The sequence below is a fragment of the Bradyrhizobium manausense genome, from assembly GCF_018129685.1.
Classification (GTDB): Bacteria; Pseudomonadota; Alphaproteobacteria; order Rhizobiales; family Xanthobacteraceae; genus Bradyrhizobium; species Bradyrhizobium manausense_D.
The window spans coordinates 1-20,063 of the sequence record NZ_JAFCLG010000014.1 but is presented as its reverse complement, the minus strand read 5'-3'; the positions used below and the strand labels follow the sequence as shown (position 1 = coordinate 20,063).

The 20,063-nt window shown below is 65.0% G+C and carries 17 protein-coding genes; 12 read left to right on the top strand and 5 right to left on the bottom strand.

From position 1 onward, the window contains the following. The first annotated feature begins 67 nt into the window (after nt 1-67). Nucleotides 68-667, top strand: coding sequence for a YdcF family protein (locus JQ621_RS25755; RefSeq protein WP_212238185.1), 600 nt, complete (start codon nt 68-70; stop codon nt 665-667). 12 nt (nt 668-679) lie between these two features. On the opposite strand, the gene JQ621_RS25750 is transcribed toward JQ621_RS25755, so the two are convergent. Next, nucleotides 680-2,023, bottom strand: coding sequence for an aminotransferase-like domain-containing protein (locus tag JQ621_RS25750; RefSeq protein WP_212238183.1), 1,344 nt, complete (start codon nt 2,021-2,023; stop codon nt 680-682). Nucleotides 2,024-2,210: 187 nt separating this feature from the next. Between JQ621_RS25750 and JQ621_RS25745 the strand changes: the two genes are divergently transcribed. Continuing rightward, nucleotides 2,211-2,444, top strand: a complete 234-nt coding sequence (locus tag JQ621_RS25745) for a DUF1127 domain-containing protein (RefSeq protein ID WP_212238181.1) — start codon at nt 2,211-2,213, stop codon at nt 2,442-2,444. A gap of 159 nt (nt 2,445-2,603) precedes the next feature. Here the strand turns inward: JQ621_RS25745 and JQ621_RS25740 are convergent, their stop codons facing one another. From JQ621_RS25740 to JQ621_RS25730, 3 genes are all read right to left on the bottom strand, one after another. Next, nucleotides 2,604-3,062: a hypothetical protein gene (locus JQ621_RS25740; protein WP_212238179.1), complete on the bottom strand. Its 459-nt coding sequence runs from the start codon at nt 3,060-3,062 to the stop codon at nt 2,604-2,606. A gap of 158 nt (nt 3,063-3,220) precedes the next feature. Then, nucleotides 3,221-3,646 carry a universal stress protein gene (locus JQ621_RS25735; protein ID WP_212238176.1) on the bottom strand — a complete coding sequence of 142 codons (426 nt, stop codon included), beginning with the start codon at nt 3,644-3,646 and terminating at the stop codon, nt 3,221-3,223. Between the two features lie 56 nt (nt 3,647-3,702). Beyond that, entirely contained in the window at nt 3,703-4,239 is a 537-nt protein-coding gene (locus JQ621_RS25730; RefSeq protein ID WP_212238173.1) for a SixA phosphatase family protein, read from the bottom strand. A gap of 181 nt (nt 4,240-4,420) precedes the next feature. Here JQ621_RS25730 and JQ621_RS25725 point away from each other — a divergent pair, with 181 nt between their 5' ends. The 9 genes from JQ621_RS25725 (at nt 4,421) to JQ621_RS25685 (ending at nt 18,595) form a co-directional block, all read left to right on the top strand. Beyond that, nucleotides 4,421-5,893: an NAD(P)/FAD-dependent oxidoreductase gene (locus tag JQ621_RS25725; RefSeq protein WP_212238171.1), complete on the top strand. Its 1,473-nt coding sequence runs from the start codon at nt 4,421-4,423 to the stop codon at nt 5,891-5,893. A gap of 86 nt (nt 5,894-5,979) precedes the next feature. Then, nucleotides 5,980-6,492, top strand: coding sequence for a peptide-methionine (R)-S-oxide reductase MsrB (gene msrB / locus JQ621_RS25720; RefSeq protein WP_212238169.1), 513 nt, complete (start codon nt 5,980-5,982; stop codon nt 6,490-6,492). Nucleotides 6,493-6,784: 292 nt separating this feature from the next. Beyond that, a complete protein-coding gene (locus tag JQ621_RS25715; protein ID WP_212238167.1) occupies nt 6,785-9,043 on the top strand; it encodes a flagellar hook-basal body complex protein in 2,259 nt (752 codons plus the stop codon). Between the two features lie 34 nt (nt 9,044-9,077). After that, the gene (flgK, locus tag JQ621_RS25710) at nt 9,078-10,958 is read left to right on the top strand and encodes a flagellar hook-associated protein FlgK (protein WP_212238165.1); all 1,881 of its coding nucleotides are present in this window, start codon (nt 9,078-9,080) and stop codon (nt 10,956-10,958) included. A 21-nt stretch (nt 10,959-10,979) separates the two neighbouring features. Further along, nucleotides 10,980-13,373 (top strand): beta strand repeat-containing protein, encoded by a 2,394-nt coding sequence (locus JQ621_RS25705; RefSeq protein WP_212238163.1) that lies wholly within the window; start codon nt 10,980-10,982, stop codon nt 13,371-13,373. Between the two features lie 70 nt (nt 13,374-13,443). Further along, nucleotides 13,444-14,223, top strand: coding sequence for a hypothetical protein (locus JQ621_RS25700; protein WP_212238161.1), 780 nt, complete (start codon nt 13,444-13,446; stop codon nt 14,221-14,223). Between the two features lie 10 nt (nt 14,224-14,233). After that, nucleotides 14,234-15,838 carry a sugar phosphate isomerase family gene (locus JQ621_RS25695; protein ID WP_212238159.1) on the top strand — a complete coding sequence of 535 codons (1,605 nt, stop codon included), beginning with the start codon at nt 14,234-14,236 and terminating at the stop codon, nt 15,836-15,838. Nucleotides 15,839-15,854: 16 nt separating this feature from the next. Further along, complete coding sequence (locus JQ621_RS25690; protein WP_212238156.1) at nt 15,855-17,102, top strand: ATP-grasp domain-containing protein; 1,248 nt, start codon at nt 15,855-15,857, stop codon at nt 17,100-17,102. Then, the gene (locus JQ621_RS25685; RefSeq protein ID WP_212238153.1) at nt 17,099-18,595 is read left to right on the top strand and encodes a pyridoxal phosphate-dependent decarboxylase family protein; all 1,497 of its coding nucleotides are present in this window, start codon (nt 17,099-17,101) and stop codon (nt 18,593-18,595) included. Before JQ621_RS25690 ends, JQ621_RS25685 begins: the two co-directional genes overlap by 4 nt. Before the next feature lie 73 nt (nt 18,596-18,668). Here the strand turns inward: JQ621_RS25685 and flbT are convergent, their stop codons facing one another. After that, nucleotides 18,669-19,115, bottom strand: a complete 447-nt coding sequence (gene flbT / locus JQ621_RS25680) for a flagellar biosynthesis repressor FlbT (RefSeq protein WP_212238150.1) — start codon at nt 19,113-19,115, stop codon at nt 18,669-18,671. A gap of 322 nt (nt 19,116-19,437) precedes the next feature. On the opposite strand from flbT, the gene JQ621_RS25675 reads away from it, so the two are divergent. Then, nucleotides 19,438-20,063, top strand: a 626-nt coding sequence (locus JQ621_RS25675; protein WP_464165373.1) for a flagellin N-terminal helical domain-containing protein, incomplete at its 3' end; no start/stop codon positions are given.

Genomic DNA, 20,063 nt, shown 5'->3' with positions numbered 1-20,063 from the left:
GGGGCTTGCAACCGGCCGCAATCAAACGTGACTTCGCATCTAGGCGCGGGTCTCGCATCGTGCCGCGATGACTGTCATGGATCGCAGCACGCGCCTGCCGACGGCGGAGGAGATCGCCGAGATCAATCGCACCCATCTGATCGACACGCCGCTTCGCCCGGCCGACCTGCTGTTTCTGTTCGGCACCCGCGAGGACGTTGCGCTCCGCGTCGAGACCGCCGCGCGGCTGTGGCGCGAGGGCTATTTCCGCTGGTCGATTGTCAGCGGCGGCGTCACCTCAGGCTCGGAGCAATCCGAGTGCATGATCATCAAGGCGGCGATGGTCGCTGCGGACATTCCGGCGGATCGGATCCTCGAGGAACATCGGGCGACGAACACCGGCGAGAACGTCATCTTCTCGCTGCCCATCATCGATGCGGCGCTGGGACTGCACACCATCCGCAGCGTGATCTGTCTCGGCAACACCTGGACCGCGCGGCGCTATCCGATGACGCTGCACCGGCACTGGCCGGAGGTGACGAAGCTGCTGCTTACCGTCGACAGCTTTGCGACGCCACGCGCGCTTTGGCATACCGACGCCGAATTTCGTCGTCGTGTCCTGCACGAATGGGACAAGATCGAGCCCTACAAGGCGAAAGGTTTTATCGCCGAATGGCCGGAAGGCTAGGGCTTGCGCGCGTTACTCCGTCGAGTCGAAATCTTCCTCCTTGGTGCCGAGCAGCGACACGATCGTGCGCAGGCCGGAATCGAGTTGCTCGAACGATGGCGGGGCGAGGGCCAGTCGCACCGCATTCGGTGCGTGGCCATGTGCGACCGCGAAGGTCGATGACGGCGTCAGCGCGATACCGCGCCTCGCCGCCGCGGCGACGAATGTCTGCGAGCGCCAGTGTGACGGCAGCGTCAGCCAGAGATGATAGGAGCGCGGGTCGGCCGAGAGCTGGTGGCCAGCGAGCAGCCGCGCCGCGGTCTGCTGGCGCCGCGCGGCGTCGATGCGCTTGAGCCGCGTCAGCTCGGCGACGGTGCCGTCAGCCATCAGTCGCTGTCCGGATGCGAGCGCGTGGCCGGACGCGATCCAGCCGCCCGTGCGCACCGCACTCATCAGGCTTTCGCGCAGGTGCGGGGGCGAGACCAGGATGCCGAGCGCAAGACCCGGTGCGACCTTCTTGGACAGGCTGTCGAGCACGATGCAGCGGTCCGGCCCCAAGGCGGCGAGGGGCGTGTCGTCGGCGAGGAAGCCGTAGACGGCGTCTTCGATGATGGTCAGGTCGAGCTTCTCGGCGACGCGCATGATGTCGGCGCGCCGTGTCGCATTCATGGTGACGCCGAGCGGGTTCTGAATGATGGGCTGCAGATACAGCGCCGACAGATGCGCCTCGCGATGCGCCTTCTGGATCGCGTCGGGCCGTGCGCCAAATTCGTCCATCGGAATCGGCACCAGCGTGATGCCGAGCCGCGCAGCGATGCTCTTGACGTAAGGGTAGGTCAACGCCTCGACGCCGCAACGACCGCCGGCCGGAACGAGCGCCGCAAGCGCGGCCGCGAGCGATTGCTTGCCGTTGGCGGTGAACAGGATCTGCTCGGCCTGCGGCGTAAAATCCTTGCGCGCGAGATAGGCGGCGGCCGCATTGCGGGCGCTCTTGGTGCCGGTGCTGGTCGAGGAGCGCAGCGCGGCTTCCAGCGCGTCGGCGCGTTCGAGCCCGGCGAGGCTCTTGGCGATCATCGCCCATTGCTGCGGCAGCAGCGGATAATTCACCTCGAAATCGATGCGCGCATCGCGCGGCTCGGTGATGGTCTCGACCTCGCGCCTGATGTCGCCGGAGATGAAGGTGCCGCGGCCGACTTCGCCGACCACGAGGCCGCGACGCAGCAGCTCCGTATAAACCCGGCTCGCGGTCGAGACTGCGATGCCACGGTCATAGGCAAAATTGCGCTGCGGCGGCAGCCGGTCGCCGGGCCTTAACGTGCCGTTAGAGATATCTGCGGCAATGGCATCCGCAAGCTTCACGTACTCGAACTTGGACATTATTGCACCGAGAGCAATGTTTTCCTTGCTCCGAGAAGTGTACTGGAGCATTTAAGTTCCATCAAGGGTCCTCGATGAGCCGAGGTGAGCGAGAGCAATCCTACGGCAAATGAGGTGCAGGCGCTTCCGAGCGTTTGCGCCAACGGCATCCGCTTCGCCGCGCAGGACCAAAGGCCGGAGAAGAAACATGACCACGATCTCGCAAACTGCCGGGCGGAGCTTGCGCCCATCCTCGAGCGGATTTTTTGCCACGCTCGCAGGCGCTGCCCATGCACTGTTCGACCGCCTGGAGCGCCGCTCCGCGATCAAGACATTGAACGAACTCGACGACCGCGCCCTGCGCGATATCGGGATCAACCGCAGCCAGATCGAAGACGCCGTCTACGGCCAGTTCAAGGCTGAGCTGACGCGGTATCTGTGAGCTTGCACTGTTGCTAGGCCCGGCGGATCCGGGCGTAGCAATGCACATGTTTCGCATTGTCTCGAAGGATGCACGGCCGGGAGGCAGCCGGGCTGTCGCCCTTCGAGGCTCGCGCTCGTAATGACGGCGCGGCGAGAGTTCAGGCCGGCATTGTCAGCATCAAGCCAGCACGACCTCGCCCCACACGCCGCCGTAACCTCGCGCATCGTCGGACTGGTCAGGCTTGCGGCGGGGCCGCGCCGGAGCACCACGCTGTCGCCGATGCCTGATATCCAGGCGCTGCCACGCGGGGGCGCTTCCAGCGAGCGCGGCGATCCGTGCCGCCGCCTGCTTCACGACGAACAGAACCGTGCTGATGCGACTGAGCACGCCGACCAGGATCAGCACCGAGAAGATGTCGATATAGGCGAGGAAGTCGCCGATCAGCATCAGCTCCGGCGGAATCGGGATGCTGTGATAGTAGGCGCCGATGAGGATGACGACAGGGATGAAGGCGACGACCTTCCGCACCGTCAGCCTGTCCAGTAGCGCCGCCAATTGCACGACCAGCACTTCCCACAGCGCATCGCCGATTGCGAGCGGGACCTCGTAGGTCCACCTCCGCCACCATTGCTTCACGACATTGCTCCGAGTTGAGTGTCTGATTGGAGGTCTTGTAGCCCGGATGGAGCCAACGGGTCGGCGCGAAGCGCCGCCCGATGACGGGCTCCGTGTAATCCGGGAATCCATTCGATGCGCTGCGCTCCATCCGGGCCACGACCGAGTTTCCTCCGAGGCTAGTGCCTCACCACCAGCACCGAGCATTTGGCGTAGCGCACCACGTGTCCGGCATTGGAGCCGAGGAAATAGGTGCGCATCGCCGGCCGGTGCGAGGTCATCACGATCAGGTCGGCCTTCATGTGCGCGGCTTCCTCCAAGATCTCGTGATAGATGCCGCCCTGGCGCACCACGCTGGAGATGCGGGCGGGCTCGATGCCGGATTCGCGGGCGACGATGGCGAGCGCTTCTTCCGAGGTCTGGCGCTGCTGCTCGTCGAAATCGGCCGGCACGTATTCGGCCAGCATCACCGGGGTCATCGGCAACACGTTGAGCAGCCGGATCGATCCGCTCCAGTTCTGCGACAGCGTCGTCGCGGTTTCAATCGCAGGCTTTGCGAGGTCGGTGTCGGCGAGGTCGATGGGCACGAGAATGGACTTGAACATCTGCGCCTCCCTAATGACCAAGCTGGATCAACCTGGTGAGACCGCGCTCGTGCGTCTCATCCCTGTCGAAGCAACTTGGGGCTGACGAACAGCACCAGTTTGCCGCGGCGGTAGGCCACGTCGCCCCAATCCTTGACGTCAAAGTCGAGGATCGCAAGCCCCGCCGTGGGCAGATTGTCCGCGAGCGCCTTGGCGCCGGCGGGATCGCCGCTGCCCATCAGCATCAATCCAGCCTCGTGCAGGCCCGGATTGTGCCCGACCAGAAGCAATTGCCTGGGATTGGACTTGATGGTTGCAGTGCGAATGGTTTCCAGAATCTGCGCGGGATCGGCGCCGTAGAGTTCCGGCAGGATCTCGACCTCTGGCGCCGCGACACGGCCCTTCATTGTCTCCCACGCGATGTCCCAGGTCTGCCGGGCGCGGACAGCATGCGACACCAGCACCATCTCGGGGGCGGGCGGACGGGTGGCGAGCCAGTCGCCCATCTCGGCAGCATCCTTCCGGCCCCGGTCGTCGAGCCGGCGGTCCTGATCACGGCCGCTTGGCGCGTCGGTCTCGGTCTTGGCGTGACGCAGCAGCATCAAACGGCGCATGGCATTCTCGAATCGTTCCATGTCCAGAATAATCTACAGGCGCCCTTTGAGGACAAGGTGACAGGCGCCCGACTGGTATGAGCTTGTTATTTTGAGCATGATCTCCGCGCAAACCCAAATCCGGGTTTGTCGCGATAGAAAACCGCTTCACACTTTTCCGGATCATGCTCTAAGAAACGCCATGAGCGAGACTTTCACAAGCGTGTCCCAGGAAGAAGCCGGCTTCCGTGAGCGTGCCCGGCTGTCGTTCGATCTCGACGCCGACATTTGCGTGATCGGGGCAGGGCTTGCCGGGCTTTCCGTTGCGCTGGAGGCGGCCCGGTTAGGGGCCAGCGTCGCGGTGCTCGAGGGCCGCCATATCGGCTGGAACGCCTCGGGCAACCAGCTCGGCACCGTGACGCCGGGCTTTGCACTGCCGCTGACCGAGCTGATCGAACGCATCGGCTTCGAGGACGCCAGTGAATTGTGGACGCTCTCGAAGGAGGGCGCCGATTTCGTCCGTGCCAACGCCACCGAAGAGAACATGCCGGGCATCGGCCTCACCGACGGTGTGCTCGAGGTCTCCAACGTCGATGCCGGCGACCGGCTGATCAGCCGGCTGCAGATGCTGTACGAGGATTTCGACACCGAGGTCGAGGGCTGGCAAGTCGATCGCGTCCGCGCGCTGCTGAAGACCGATCGTTACTTCCACGGCGTCTATTATCCCGGGTCATTCCAGGTCGACGGCCGCAAATATGTGCATGGGCTTGCGGCGCTGGCACGGCGTGCGGGAGCCCGCATCTTCGAGGATACGCCGGTCGTCAGCATCGATCATTCCGGTATCCGCAAGCGCATCGTCACGCCGTCGGCCCGGCTGCGCGCCACCCATATCGTGCTTGCCGGCAACATCCATCTCGGCGCGCCGCTGCGACGATTGTCGGAGACGCTGCTGCCGGTCTGGCGTTACGCCGGAATAACCACCCCGCTCGGCGAGCGCGTGCACGACATCATCGGCTTCAAGGGATCGGTGATGGATTCCGACGGTGTCGATCATTTCCGCATCGTCGACGGCGACCGCCTGATGTGGGAGAGTCCGGAGACCACCTGGTCCGCGCGGCCCCAGCGCTTCGCAGGTGCCGTCAGGCGGCGGATCCGGTCGATCTTCCCCGAGCTCGGCAATGTCGAGATATCGGAGACGTTCGGCGGCGCCACCGGCCAGACCGTGCACGGCATGCCGCAGATCGGCCAGTTGCGCAAAGGCCTGTGGGTCGCGAGCGGTTTCGGTCGCCAGGGCATGAACACCTCCGCCATGGCCGGGCAGCTGATCGCGCGCAGCATTTTGTGGGGCGACGAGCGCTGGAAGCTGTTCTCGCCGTTCGAGCTGGTCTGGGCAGGCGGCACGACGGGGCGGGTCGCAGGCCAGTTGGTCGGCATGTGGGGCAGGGCAAGTTCCGCCGCCGCGGGGGCGCTTGCCCGTTACCGCGAGCGTGCGCGGGTGAAGGACAGGGAACGCGAGGCGCGGCTGGCTGAAGCCAACCGGGCCGCCGGCACCGGTCCGCGTCGTCCCCCGCCCGGCGGCCGGCCGCGCGTGGCGCCGGCTCCGCAGCCGGCTGCCGCTGCGAGCCCGGAACCGGTCTCCCAAGAAGCCGTCCGCGACCAGAGCGTCTCGCAATAAGTCGAGAAAAATCCCGCCCGGACGTGTAACATCGGCGGTCATAGCCCGTATCTCAGGGCGTGGACTTCCCGCGCACGGAGAATGAGATGTTTGACCGCCGCATCCTGTTGACCACTGCCGCCGGCCTGTTCGGCTTTTCGGCCTTCCGCTGGCTGAGGGCAACGCCGGCCGAGGCCGGTGAGAAGGCCGCGCAAAAGTTCGAGATCGAAAAGACCGACGCCGAGTGGCGCGCACAGCTGACGCCGCAGCAATATGAGATCCTGCGCAAGGAAGGCACCGAGCGCCCAGGCTCCAGCCCGCTGCTGAACGAGCACCGCAAGGGCATCTTCGCCTGCGCCGGCTGTGACCTGCCGCTGTTTGCTTCGGAGACCAAGTTCGAGAGCGGCACAGGCTGGCCGAGCTTCTACCAGCCGATCGAGGGCAATGTCGGCAAGACCGAGGACCGCACCTTCGGCATGGTGCGCACCGAGGTGCACTGCCGGCGCTGCGGCGGCCATCTCGGCCACGTCTTCGACGACGGTCCGAAGCCGACCGGATTGCGTTACTGCATCGACGGTTTCGGGCTGGTGTTCCACCCGGCGGCGCCGTCGGCGACGTGAGGCTTTCTCCTCGTCATTCCGGGGCGGTCCGCAGGACCGAGCCCGGAATCTGAAGGTTCTCAGGTGCGCAAGGGCGCACCATAGTTCGATGCTTTCGCATCGCCCCGGAACGACAATATCTCCCGGCAATTGTTGCCGGTCCGGCAATTATGCCCCGGTCGTCTGGCCGGGGCATTTCTATTTAAGTCATTGATTTCGTAAGAATACCCGCTTTGGCATAGGCCTTGCGACGTCTCCTCCGACTGCGGCCACGGGTCTGCCGGCCGCCGAGATCGGATTTGGAGACAAAGTTATGGGTATCTTCGATGCAATGAACACCTCGGTGGGTGGCCTGCAGGCGCAGTCCTTTGCGCTGCAGAACATTTCCGGCAACATCGCGAACTCATCCACCACCGGCTACAAGGGCATCGGGACCAGCTTCGTCGATCTCATTCCCGACTCCTCGGTGCCGAGCAAGCAGGTCGCGGGCGGCGTGACGGCCAATGCCAAGGCCACCATCACCACACAGGGCACCATCTCAGGCTCCACCGTCGCCACGAACATGGCGATCACCGGCGACGGCTTCTTCTCGATCCAGAAGGCGACCGGCGTCGTCGACAACGTGCCGGTGTTCAGCGGCGTTACCTATTACACCCGCCGCGGCGACTTCCAGCTCAACGCCAACGGCAACCTGGTCAACGGCGCCGGCTATTACCTGATGGGTACTACGGTCGACCCGAAGACCGGCAACCCGACCGGCAACGTCGCCACCGTCCTCAAATTCCAGAACAACTTCATTCCGGCGCAGGCGACCACCTCGATCCAGTACGCCGCGAACCTGCCGAGCGTTCCCAACACGCCGGCGAGCTCGACCGCGGCGAGCGGCACGTTGTTGGCGGCCGGCGGTCTCAACCCGTCGGACTTCGCCGCCAATCCGTTGCCGGTGGGTACCCCGCCCCCGCCCTATACCAACGCGACGGTCGCCGGCGCCGCCGCAACCGGCAACCTCCGCTCGGCCTATTCGGCGACGACGGCCACGGGATCGGTTGCGCTGCAGAACAATTCGTCCGCCGTGGCCTCGACCAGCACGTCGCTCGACAACGCCGCCGGCACGCATCTGGCTTCCAGCATTCTCACGGCACTGAGCGGTCAGACGCTGACCATCAACGCCCATACCATCACCTTCAACGCCGGCAACACCGTGACGCTCGGCACCAACTCCACCATCGGCCTCGGCGCCACGACCCCCGCCACAGTTCAGGACATTCTGACCGCGATTCAGAATGCCGGCGGCGCCGGCGTCACGGCAACGCTGAATGCGAGCGGCAACATCGTGATCTCGAGCGGCACGACCACCGACGTCGCGATCACCAGCGGCACGGCGGCGACCGCGCTCGGCATCAGCAGCGTGACGCGTGGCGGCAACGTGCTGTCCTCGCCGGCGATCACCGGCGCCACGGTGCTGAGCGGTGCCGCGACCGCCGGCGGCGCCGAGGTGCTGTCGTCGGGCTTTTCGGCCGGTCCGCCCGCCGACACGATCACGGTCAACGGCCAGATACTGACCTTCATGGCCTCGGGCGCCTCGGGCCCGAACCAGATCAATATCACCGACAACATCACGACCCTGCTCGGCAAGATCGACGGCCTCTCCGGCGCGTCGGGATCATCAGTCAGCGCCGGTGGCGTGATCACGCTGAACACAGGCACCGTTTCGAACCTGACGGTGTCGAGCTCCAACAGCGCCGCCTTCGCCGCGCTCGGCTTCACCTCGACCATCACCAAGAATCGCAACGGTGGCGGCACCGCCGGCACCGGCGGCGTGATCGGCAACGACATCGCCACGTTCACCAAGGAATCGATCAGCGGCGGTGCGGTGACCGCCTACAATGCCGCCGGCACACCGGTGAACCTGCAATTGCGCTGGGCCAAGAGCGACAGCGCCTCGCTGGGTACGGGTCATGCCGATACCTGGAACCTGTTCTACCAGACCGACCCGAACGCGACCGGCACTGCGGTCGGCTGGGTCAACACCGGCCAGGCCTTCACCTTCGCCGCCGACGGTTCGCTGACCTCGCCAAGCGGCTCAGGCATCACCATCCCGAACGTCAGCGTCGGCGGTCAGACGCTCGGCTCCGTCGCCTTCAACATCTCCCAGGGCGGACTGACGCAATATGCCTCCACCAGCGGCGCAGTGACCATCAACACCATCACGCAGAACGGCTACGCGGCGGGCCAGCTCCGCTCGGTCGCCGTCAACAACAGCGGCCTCGTGGTCGGCACCTTCTCGAACGGCCAGAACCTCGACCTTGCTCAGGTGACGTTGTCGCACTTCAACGGCACCAACTACCTCAAGGCGCTCGACGGCGGCGCCTACGCCGCGACCGACCAATCGGGTCCGGCGATCGACGGCGCCTCAGGCTCCATCAGCGGCTCGTCGCTGGAGGGATCCAACACCGACATCGCCGACGAGTTCACCAAGTTGATCGTGACCCAGCAGGCCTATTCGGCCAACACCAAGGTGATCACGACGGCGAATACGATGGTCCAGGATCTCCTGAACGTGTTGCGCTGATCGGCGCGTAACGTAACCAAAGGCGGCAAGTAACATGGGTTTGAGTTCAGCCCTTGCCAGTGCGATGAGCGGTCTGCGTGCCAACCAGGCGGCGCTGTCGATCGTTTCGTCGAACGTCGCAAACTCGCAGACGCCGGGTTACGTCGCCCAGACGCCGAACCAGATCGAAGTCACCACCGGTGACTTCGGTGCGACAGCGAAGACGACAGGCGTCAGCCGCGAGATCGACAGCTATGTGCAGAACCAGCTGCGCACCGAGACCGGCGGCAGCGGCTATGCCGACCAGATGGCCAACATTCTGAAGCAGCTTCAGAGTGTCTACGGCACGCCCGGCAACAGCGGTACGCTCGAAAACGCGCTGAACACTTTCACCTCTTCGCTGCAGGCGCTCTCCACCAGTGCAGGCTCCTCGTCGGCGCAGCGCGTCGCGCTCGGCGCCGCGCAGGCGCTGGCGACGCAGCTCAACGTCACCACCAAGGGCATCCAGTCGCTGCGCTCGAACGTCGAGCAGGATCTCGGCACCTCGTCGCAAGCCGCCAATGCGGCGTTGAACCAGATCGCCGACATCAACACCAAGCTGCAAGGGCTGGCGCCGACCGATCCGTCCGCCGCGAACCTGATGGACCAGCGCGACCAGGCCATCAACAGCCTGTCGAAATATGTCGACGTCCGCGTCACCACGGACGGATCGAACCAGGCCAATATCTACACCACGACAGGCATCCAGCTGGTCGGCGCCGGACTCGCCTCCCAGTTCACGTTTGCATCCGCCGGTGCGCTGTCGGCGACCTCGCTCTACAACACCGATCCGACCAAATCCGGGGTCGGGACGCTCAACATCAAGCTGCCGAACGGCTCGTCCATCGACGTTGCCGGCAACAACGTCGTCTCCTCCGGTCAGATCGCGGCCGACCTGAAGCTGCGCGACCAGACCCTGGTGCAGGCGCAGAACCAGGTCGACCAGCTCGCCGCGACGATGTCGAGCGCGCTGTCGGACAAGACCACGGCGGGCACCCCCGTCTCCGGCCCGCCCGCCGGCTTCGACATCGATCTTGCCGGCGCGCAGCCGGGCAACACCGTCAACATCAGCTATATCGATTCCACGAACACCCAGCGCCAGGTCACGCTGGTGAACGTGACCGATCCGACGGCGCTGCCGCTGCAAAATGCCACCGGCGCCAATCCGATGCAGATCGGCGTCAATTTTTCCGGCGGCATGGGCGCGATCGCCTCCGCGCTCAACACCGCGCTGTCGGGCTCGCACCTGATATTTTCCGCGGCACCGTCCCCGGCGACCGCGACGACGCTGCGCGTCACCGACGACAACAGCGGCCTTGCCAAGGTCAATTCGGCCTCGAGCTCCAAGACGGTCTCGTCGCTGACCTCGGGCGGTCCGCAACTGCCGTTGTTCACCGACGGCGGCCAGGCGCTCTATACCGGCGCGATCACGGGCACGGGCTCGCAGATGACCGGCCTTGCCGGCCGGATCGCTGTCAACACGCAGCTCACGGCCGACCCCACCAGGCTGTCGATCTACAGCACCTCGCCGGTGACGCCCACGGGCGACACCACGCGCTCGGACTATCTGTACTCGCAGCTCACCACCGCTGTGTACTCCTATTCGCCGCAGACCGGCCTCGGCTCGGCGAGCCAGCCGTTCACGGGCAGCGTCTCGAACTATCTGCAGCAGTTCCTGAGCGTGCAGGCCAACGCCTCGACCCAGGCGACCCAGCTCCAGCAGGGCCAGAGCGTCGTGGTTTCGACGCTGCAGGCCAAGTTCAATTCGACCTCCAGCGTCAATCTGGACTCGGAGATGTCGAACCTGATCCAGCTTCAGAATGCCTATGCCGCCAATGCGCACGTGATGTCGGTGGTGCAGAGCATGATGACCACGCTGATGCAAGTTCAATTGTAGGCCCGGTAGGAAGCTTGAACGATGTCGATCAGCAGCATCAATTACGGCTCGTCCGTCCTCGGAGCGCAGGTCCGCAACATCAACCAGCAGCTCACCGACCTGTCGACGCAGCTGTCGACCGGCAAGCTGTCGCAGAACTATTCCGGCATGGGGACCAACGAAGGCTTCGCGATCGCCTCGCGCGCGCAGCTTTCGGACATCGCCGCCTATACCGACACGATCACCAACGTCAACGTCAACATCAACCTTGCCAACACCGCGCTGCAGTCGCTGACGACGATCCGCAACACCGTGCAGACGGGCTCCGCCAGCACCTCGCAGGATCTCAACGTCAATGGCCAGACCGTTGCGCAGAACACCGCCGCCGCGCAGTTCGGCTCGATGGTCGGCGTGCTCAACACGCAGTCGGGCAACCGCTATCTGTTCTCCGGGACTGCCTACAACACTCAATCGGTCGCGGACGCCGGCATCATCATCAACGGCACCACCACGCAGGCCGGCCTGAAGCAGGTCATGGCCGAGCGTCAGGCCGCCGACCTCGGCACCAACGGCATGGGCCGGCTGGTGCAGTCGACCTTGGCATCGGGCGCGATCCAGGTGCAGGAGGATTCGGCGACGTCGCCGTTTGGACTCAAGATCGCCGCGGTCTCCTCGACGCTGACCGGCGCGACCGTCACCGGCCCGAGCGGTTCGCCGGTGTCGTTCTCGGTCAATCTCAACGGCGTCAACCCGAACAACGGCGACAAGCTCAGCGTGAAGTTCACGCTGCCTGACGGCTCGACCGAGCAGGTCGACCTGACCGCGTCCACCACGACGCCGACGCCGGTCGGCAGCTTTGCGATCGACCCGGGTAATCCCAAGGTAATTCCACCGGTTCCCTCCAACCCGGCCGTCACGTCGGCGAATCTCAACACCGCGCTGAATACCGCGATCACCAAGCTCGCCAACACTTCGCTGGTGGCAGCATCGGCCGTCGCCGCCGGCGACAATTTCTTCAATACGGCGGGATCAGCCACGGCGAATGCGGCGGCCACAGGCAATCTCAGCTCCTATACCTCGACGACCGGGACGGCTTCGGTCGCGTTGCAGGACAGCACTTTGGCGGCTGCGTCGACGACCACGTCGCTCGATCCTTCGGCGACACCCCATCTCAACGGAGCCATTCTCAACGCGCTCGCCAACGCTCCGACGGGCACCACCCTGACCATCACCGGCGCGAGCGGCGCCCACACGATCACCTTCGACCCTACCGTCACCACGGTCACGACGGCCAGCGGCAATACCACGATCGGACTAGCTTCGGGCAGCGCCGCGAAGGTGTCTGATATCTTGAATGCGATCGCGACGGCCGCCGGCGTTCCGTCCGCCAACGTGACTCTGAGCGCCAGCGGTAATATCCAGATCGCAACCGGCACCGGCGCCGACGTGTCGGTCACCGGCGGCGCAGCGGCCACGGCGCTCGGTCTCAGCAGCGTGACCCGCGGCAATTTGTCGTCGACACCTCCGATCACCGGTTCGACTCTGCTGAGCGGCACTGCGACCACGGGCGGCCCGGAAGTCCTCTCAACCGCGTTCCAGGCGGGCTCGGCGGGTCCGCCTGTCGTCAACCCCGATACGATCACGGTCAACGGTCAGACGCTGACTTTTGTCGCCTCGGGCGCCGTCGGCCCAAACCAGATCAACATTACCGACAACGTCTCAACGCTGCTGGGCAAGATCGATCAGATCACCGGCACCTCGAAGCCGTCGACCATCCATGGCGGCGTGATCACGATCAACACCGACGATCCCGGCAGCCTCAACATCACGAGCTCGAACAGCGCGGCGTTCGCGGCGCTCGGCTTCACGACCTCGCCGGTCACGGCGGCAAAGGCTCCGCTGCGCGTCGGCTCCTCGCCGGCAGGTTCAGCGACCACGCTGGTGAACGGCACGGCCAACACCGTGAAATGGTACACCGGCAATGACGGGCCGGGCTCGGCGCGCTCGACCGCGGTGGCGCGGGTGGATGACTCCGTCACGGTGCAATATGGCGCCCAGGCCGACGAGACTGCGATCCGCAAGCAGTTGCAGGCGATCGCCGTGTTCGGCACGTTCTCGACCTCGCCGACCGGGCAATATGCGGGCGCGCAGGTGTCGGCGCTGAGCCTGCGCACGACGCAGGCGCTGACGCCGCAGGCCGGGCAGCAGAAGATCGAGGACATCCAGACCGACATCGCGATGGCCCAGAACACGATGAAGGACGCGACCACGCGCCAGACTCAGGCGAAGGCGCAGCTCCAGACCATCGTCGACCAGGCGGAATCGGCCTCGCCCGACCAAGTCGCGAGCGAAATCCTGTCGCTCCAGAACGCGCTGCAGGCGTCCTACCAGACTACCGCCAAACTCGCGGAGCTCTCGCTGGTCAAGTACCTCTAGCGGTGCATTAAGACGCCATTAACCATGCCTCTTTACCTCTTGGAGAGGATTTGAGCGCACGGAGCCGTCGATGTCGGACAAGATGCAACTGGTGGTGGCGACGCCCTGCTTCGGCGGCCAGGTGTCGAGCATATATGCGAGCTCCATCTTCGCGCTCCAGCGCGCCGTGCACGGCATGTCCAATCTCGGACTCAAGGTGCTGCTGCGGGACGGGGATGCGCTGATCACGCGCGCACGGGCCAATCTGGTCGCGATGTTCCTGGACGACCCCCACGCCACGCATTTCCTGTTCATCGACGCCGATATCGGCTTCAAGCCCGACCAGGTGTTTCGGCTGATCGAATGCGGCGCCGACGTCGTCGCCGGTTGCTACCCGATCAAGCGGGTGAACTGGGACAAGGCCGCGCGGGCGATCCAGTCCGGACGCACCGATGTGCCGGCGGCCGCGCTCGACTACGTGCTAGAGATCGAGGACCCCGATCGCATCGTGGTGGTCAACGGCTTTACCCGCGTGCGCTATGCCGGCACCGGCTTCCTGATGATCCGCCGCCAGGCGCTGGAGGCGATGTGCCGTCATCCGGACTACGCCAATCTGCAATTCTTCCGCGAACATTCGCATGACACGTTGGTCGCGAGCCCGAACCGGTTCGCGCTGTTCGAATGCATGATCGACCCGGCGACCGGCACTTACCTCTCCGAGGACTTCGCCTTCTGCAAGCGCTGGACCGATATCGGCGGCGAGATCTGGGCCGATATCCAGAGCTCGCTCGACCATGTCGGTCCCTCCGTCTTCCACGGCGATATCGCCTCGCAATTCGCAGCCGCGCCTGCGGCGGCCGACGCGGCGTGAGCCTGTCGGGATGAGCATCGGCGCATCCCACCTGTCGGACATCGGGCACGCGTCCGGGGGCGGCTCGCGCTATCGCCTGCGCGATCTCTTCACGCCGCTGGACACGCTGCTCGTCTCCGGCGGTGATGAACGGCTGGCGCTGGATCCGAAAGAGCGCGTCAACGCCTATGGCTGCGCGGCTTCGCCCGAACCCGAGATCTGGAATTTCGCCTCGTCGACGGCTTCGCCGATCTCGCAAGGCTCCTACGAGCGCGCCGCGCTGGCGCGCGAGGAGCTGGTCCACAAATCGCTGTTCGACGAGGTCGAGATCGCCTTCGACCGGCGCTGCGAGCACCTGCGCGATGAGTTGCGCGGACACTTCCAGCTCCCGCCGCGCGTCGACGTGGTGTTCTCGCCATCGGGCACCGACTCGCAGCTGCACGCCTTGTTCCTGGCGCATGCTGTGCTCGGCGCGCCGCCGGTGACGATCGTGGTCGGTGCCGACCAGACCGGCAGCGGCACGGCACATACCGCGCGCGGGCATCACTTCAGCACGATGACGGCGAGTGGCCTTGCGGTGCGCAAGGACGGCGCGATCGCGGGTCTTGCAGGCGACAGCATCAGCGTGCCGCTGCTTGACGCCGAGACCGGCTTCACGATGCGCGCTGACGCGGATGCTGCGGTCATGCGCGCAATCGAGGACAGCCTGGCGCAAGGCCGGCGCGTTCTGTTGCACATTATGGATTCGTCAAAGCTCGGCTGGCGTGCACCGAGCGTCGCCTGTCTCGATGAGATCGCGCGGCGCTGGCCGCGCAAGGTGCAGGTCGTCGTCGATGCCTGTCAGGCCAGGCTCGGCCGACGCCGGCTGCGCTCCTATCTCGATCGCAGCTATATGGTCCTGATCACGGGGTCGAAATTCTTCGGCGGGCCTGCCTTCAGTGGAGCGCTGCTGGTGCCGAAGGGGTTCTCTCGCCTGCTTGGCCAGACCGAGGGACTCGCGCCGGGCGTCTTCGACTATGCCGGCCGCTGTGACTGGCCAATGACATGGAGTGCGCTGCGCTCTCGCTTCGAACGTCGCCCGAATTTCGGCCAGTGGCTGCGCTGGGAAGCGGCACTCGCCGCGATCGGCAGCTACCATGCAGTGCCTGGCGCGTTCCGCGCCAAGGCGTTTGCCGAGCTCGCATCCGGTATCGACGCCATGATCGCGTCGTCGCCGTCGCTGCGCGCCATCCCGGCCGCCATTGGTACCGCGGACGTCGGCGACGAGGAATTCGCCCAACCCACGATTTTTCCCTTCACCCTCATGCGCAATGGCAAGCCGGTATCCGTCGCCGAGACGAGCGCGGTTCATCGCGCGCTGGCGCGCGACATGACCGATTACGTCGGTGGCAGCGCGGAGAACCGGCAGGTTGCGGCCCAGCGCTGTCTCGTCGGCCAGCCGGTGCGACTGGAGCAGCCGGAGGGCGCACCGCAGGCTGCGCTGCGGCTATGCGTGGGTGCAAGGCTCGTTACCGACGCCTGGTCGCCCGACGGCGCGCAAGCGCAACGCAATATGCAGCACATTGTCGATCGCATCGCCCAAATCCTGGCGAAGATCGATCTGCTGCTTGACCGAACCGCCGCCGTGCCGGCGTAGCCCTTATAGGTGTGAGATGTTGCATCCGCTTGCCGCGCCGAACTATGCCGACCGCATCGGCTTTGCGCATTTGACGCGCCAGGCTTTCGAGGGCGTCGATCTGCTTCCATTGCGCGAGCATCTGCTGGCGCGGATCGCCGATGGGACGGCGCAGGCGGGCGAGGGGCTCGATCTGTCGCTGATCGCCCAGCTGATGGGCGAGAAGGAAGCCGGGCTCGTGATCCAGTCCGAAGTGTTGTCCTTCCATCAGCTGTTTCGCACCCCCACTGCGGCGCCGAAGCCGGGCTTGCGCGTGCTTGCGCTCGCGGCGGACATCGACATGGGCGGCAATACGCCGATCGAATTTTTGCTGGAAGGATCCGACATCGAGCTGTTGACGCTCTATGTGACCAAGACGACGGGTCTGCCGGATACGCTTCCCGAACACGACGTTGCTATCGTGGTCGCCTCCGATTCGGACGAGTGCCGCGACGTGCTCGCGCTGATCGAAAAGGCCGCGCCGCACTGGCCGCGGCCGCTGCTCAATCGTCCCGAGCTGATCGGCAACCTCGATCGCGACAAGCTGTATCGGCTGTTGGCTGGCATCCCGGGTCTCGACATTCCCGTGACTGCGGGCGCGACGCGCGCGCAGTTGACGGCTCTCGCGGAAGGGCGGATCGCCTGCGCGGAGATCACCGGTGAGCTGCACTTCCCAATGATCGTGCGGCCGCGCGGCACGCATGCAGGCGTCGGGCTTGCGAAGGTCGACGATGCCGCTGCGCTTGCGGCTTATCTTGCCGAGCGGCAGGAGCAGGAGTTCTTCGTCGCGCGTTTCGTCAACTACGCGAGCCCCGACGGCCTTTATCGCAAGATCCGGCTTGCCATCGTCGACGGCAAGCCGTTTGCCTGTCACATGGCAATCGCCGATCGCTGGGACATCTGGTATCTCAACGCCTACATGGCGTTCAGTGAAGAGAAGCGCGCTGAAGAAGCCATCTTCATGCAGGACTTCGACAACGCCTTCGCAGCACGCCACAGGCACGCGCTCGACGAAATGAGCCGGCGCGTCGGCCTCGATTATTTCATCGTGGATTGCGCCGAGAACCAGAACGGCGAGCTTCTGGTGTTCGAGGCCGACAACACCGCTGTCGTGCACAACATGGATTCGCCGGTCGTGTTCCCGTACAAGCCGCCGCAGATGCGCAAGATCTTTGCCGCATTCACCGCCATGCTGTCGCGGCACGCAGAGGGGCCTGCAAAGGCAGGCATCGGGAGCGCTGCATGAACGAGATGATCCGCAACACGCAGACGTCCGTCACGAAGGGATCGCTCGATCCGCAGGATTGGAGCGAATTTCGCACGCTCGCCCATCGCATGCTGGACGAGGCGATCGACGGTATCGCCAATGTCCGCGCGCGTCCGGTCTGGCAGCCGATCCCCAACGAGGTTCGCGCGGCTGTCAGAACCGGCCTGCCGCGCGCGGCAACCGATCTCGCCGAAGTCTATCGCGAATTCTCCGAGCACGTCGCGCCCTACGCCACCGGTAACGTTCATCCCGGCTTCATGGGCTGGGTGCATGGCGGCGGCACTGCGGTCGGTATGGTCGCAGAGATGCTCGCGGCCGGGCTCAATGCCAATCTCGGCGGACGCGATCACATGCCGATCGAGGTCGAGCGCCAGATCGTCGAATGGATGCGCGGCCTGTTCGGCTTTCCACAAGGCGCGAGCGGGATCTTCGTCACCGGTACGTCGATGGCCAATCTTATGGCGGTGCTGGTGGCGCGCACGAGCGCGCTCGGCGCGCTGGCGCGGCAGCACGGCATCGGCAATGACGGTGCGCTGCTGACGGCTTATGCCTCAAAAGCGGCGCATGGCTGCATTTCCCGCGCGATGGACATCGCCGGGTTCGGCACCGATGCACTGCGCAGGATCAATGTCGATTGCGATCATCGCATCGATGTCAGCGCGCTGCGCGCGCAGATCGCTGCTGATCGCGAGGTCGGTTTCAAGCCGTTCCTGGTCACGGCGTCCGCCGGCACTGTCGACATCGGTGCGATCGACGACCTGAAGGCGGTCGCGGATTTGTGCCGCGAGGAAGGGATCTGGTTTCACGTCGACGGCGCCTTCGGTGCGCTCGCGATCCTCTCGCCCGAACTCGCGCCGCTGCTCGAGGGCATCGAGCGTGCGGACTCGATCGCGCTCGACTTCCACAAATGGGGGCAGGTGCCCTATGACGCCGGCTTCCTGCTGGTGCGTGACGGCGAACGGCATCGGCAAGCCTTTGCGCAGCCGGCTGCCTATCTCAGCCGAGAGGCGAGGGGGCTTGCGGCCGGCGCGGTGTGGCCTTGCGATCTCGGTCCCGATCTGTCGCGCGGGTTCCGCGCGCTGAAGACATGGTTCACGCTGAAGACGTTCGGCGCCGACCGGCTGGGTGAGGTGATCGCGCGAAGCTGCGCGCTCGCAAGATATCTGGAGACGCGCGTGCTCGCCGAGCCCAGGCTCGAGTTGCTCGCGCCCGTCAATCTCAACATCGTCTGCTTCCGTTATCGCGCTGATGACGCGATCAATCGCGAGATCGTCGCCGATGTTCAGGAGTCCGGCATTGCCGCACCGTCGAGCACGACGCTGGACGGCAGGTTCGCGATCCGCGCGGCGATCGTCAACCACCGCACCGCGGAGACCGATATCGAAGCGCTGCTGGCGGCGGTGACAAGGTTCGGGATGCAGAGGACCGGCGGAGTGATCGAGGTCGAAGCGCCGCCGCTCGCGACGCAGTAGATGTCATCGGTCGAAACGACGACGGCCCCGGAGATGATCCGGGGCCGTTGTCGTTGAGGCGGGAGCGCGCCGATCAGGCCGCCGTGCTGACGTCGCCCGGCTCGGTCTTGGCTTCGTTCTTGGGATGAGTTGCCTCGAACTGCTCACGCAGCTTGTCTTCGTAGGCAATCAGCTTGCGGGCGTCCTTCAGCGCCCGGTAGAGATCGCCGCTCATGATGTTGTTGTTAATGCTCTCGATGATTGGCCAGGCGCTGGGCACGGCAGTGATGATGTCGCGGACGAGGTTGAAATAGGTGCCGTGCTGGCTCTGCGGATCCGGCGAGATGTACATCAGCTGGACCGCCAGATAGACGAGCTTGGCCGGCGTATCGGCAGTCTCCGGCGTGAGAATGTCACGCTCGCGCAGGATCGGCACGTTCTCGCCGTCGATCAGAAGGCGGGCGCGTTGGTCGGTGTTGGTGATGACGCAATTACCGACAATAATGCGTTCGTGCGGCCTGAGCTCGACCTTGAGGGCCATTGCCTGTTCTCCATCAACGCTTTCGTAACCGAAGCGCGTGTTGTGGCTGATCAGGGCGCAATACTCCCTCAACAATAGTTAACGAGTTCTGAATCCCGATCCTGGTCGCGGGAAAGCTCAATTATTTCAATGGTGAATTTGCTGGGCGATGCAACGTCGCCGCTGCGCAGATCAACCGAATCACGCCGCGACTCGGCGAAAGCGCCGGTTTCATTTCATGCTTCGTTAGAGTCTCGGCGCCACCGTCCGCCGGTCGCTGGATCAATCAAGACCCAAGCGGACGCGTAACAGTAGCGTCGTTTACCAGAAAGGTAACAGAGTCATGTCCGGTATCGTTCTCTCATCCTCGGTTCGTCAGAACCTGCTCTCTCTCCAATCTACTGCTGATCTTCTCGCCACCACGCAGAGCCGCTTGTCGACCGGCAAGAGTGTCAACTCGGCTCTGGACAATCCGACCAACTTCTTCACCGCCCAGTCGCTCGACAACCGCGCCAGCGACATCAACAACCTGCTCGACAACATCGGCAACGGCGTGCAGGTGCTGCAGGCTGCCAACACCGGCATCACCTCGCTGCAGAAGCTCGTCGATAGCGCGAAGTCGATCGCCAACCAGGCGCTGCAGACCACGGTCGGCTACTCCACAAAGTCCAACGTCTCCACCACGATCTCGGGTGCGACGGCGGCCGATCTGCGTGGCACGACCTCCTTCGCCAGCGCGACTGCATTGAGCAACGTCCTGTATAACGGCACGGCCGGCGGCACCACGGCGGCGAGCGGCACCACGACCCTTGGCGCAGCCCAGGGCTCGGTCGTGAGCACCGGTACGTCCTACGCAGCCGACGGCTCGACGGCCTTGACGGGTGCGATCACCCTGCTCGGCACCACCACGTCCAGCGCGCTGGCCACGGCGCCCGCCGATGGCGACACGCTGACGGTGAACGGCAAGAC

Coding starts and splice junctions, on each gene's coding strand:
- JQ621_RS25755 (WP_212238185.1), top strand. CDS start 68: ATGACTGTCATGGATCGCAGCACGCGCCTGCCGACGGCGGAGGAGATC.
- JQ621_RS25750 (WP_212238183.1), bottom strand. CDS start 2,023: ATGTCCAAGTTCGAGTACGTGAAGCTTGCGGATGCCATTGCCGCAGAT.
- JQ621_RS25745 (WP_212238181.1), top strand. CDS start 2,211: ATGACCACGATCTCGCAAACTGCCGGGCGGAGCTTGCGCCCATCCTCG.
- JQ621_RS25735 (WP_212238176.1), bottom strand. CDS start 3,646: ATGTTCAAGTCCATTCTCGTGCCCATCGACCTCGCCGACACCGACCTC.
- JQ621_RS25730 (WP_212238173.1), bottom strand. CDS start 4,239: ATGCGCCGTTTGATGCTGCTGCGTCACGCCAAGACCGAGACCGACGCG.
- JQ621_RS25725 (WP_212238171.1), top strand. CDS start 4,421: ATGAGCGAGACTTTCACAAGCGTGTCCCAGGAAGAAGCCGGCTTCCGT.
- msrB (WP_212238169.1), top strand. CDS start 5,980: ATGTTTGACCGCCGCATCCTGTTGACCACTGCCGCCGGCCTGTTCGGC.
- JQ621_RS25715 (WP_212238167.1), top strand. CDS start 6,785: ATGGGTATCTTCGATGCAATGAACACCTCGGTGGGTGGCCTGCAGGCG.
- flgK (WP_212238165.1), top strand. CDS start 9,078: ATGGGTTTGAGTTCAGCCCTTGCCAGTGCGATGAGCGGTCTGCGTGCC.
- JQ621_RS25705 (WP_212238163.1), top strand. CDS start 10,980: ATGTCGATCAGCAGCATCAATTACGGCTCGTCCGTCCTCGGAGCGCAG.
- JQ621_RS25700 (WP_212238161.1), top strand. CDS start 13,444: ATGTCGGACAAGATGCAACTGGTGGTGGCGACGCCCTGCTTCGGCGGC.
- JQ621_RS25695 (WP_212238159.1), top strand. CDS start 14,234: ATGAGCATCGGCGCATCCCACCTGTCGGACATCGGGCACGCGTCCGGG.
- JQ621_RS25690 (WP_212238156.1), top strand. CDS start 15,855: ATGTTGCATCCGCTTGCCGCGCCGAACTATGCCGACCGCATCGGCTTT.
- JQ621_RS25685 (WP_212238153.1), top strand. CDS start 17,099: ATGAACGAGATGATCCGCAACACGCAGACGTCCGTCACGAAGGGATCG.
- flbT (WP_212238150.1), bottom strand. CDS start 19,115: ATGGCCCTCAAGGTCGAGCTCAGGCCGCACGAACGCATTATTGTCGGT.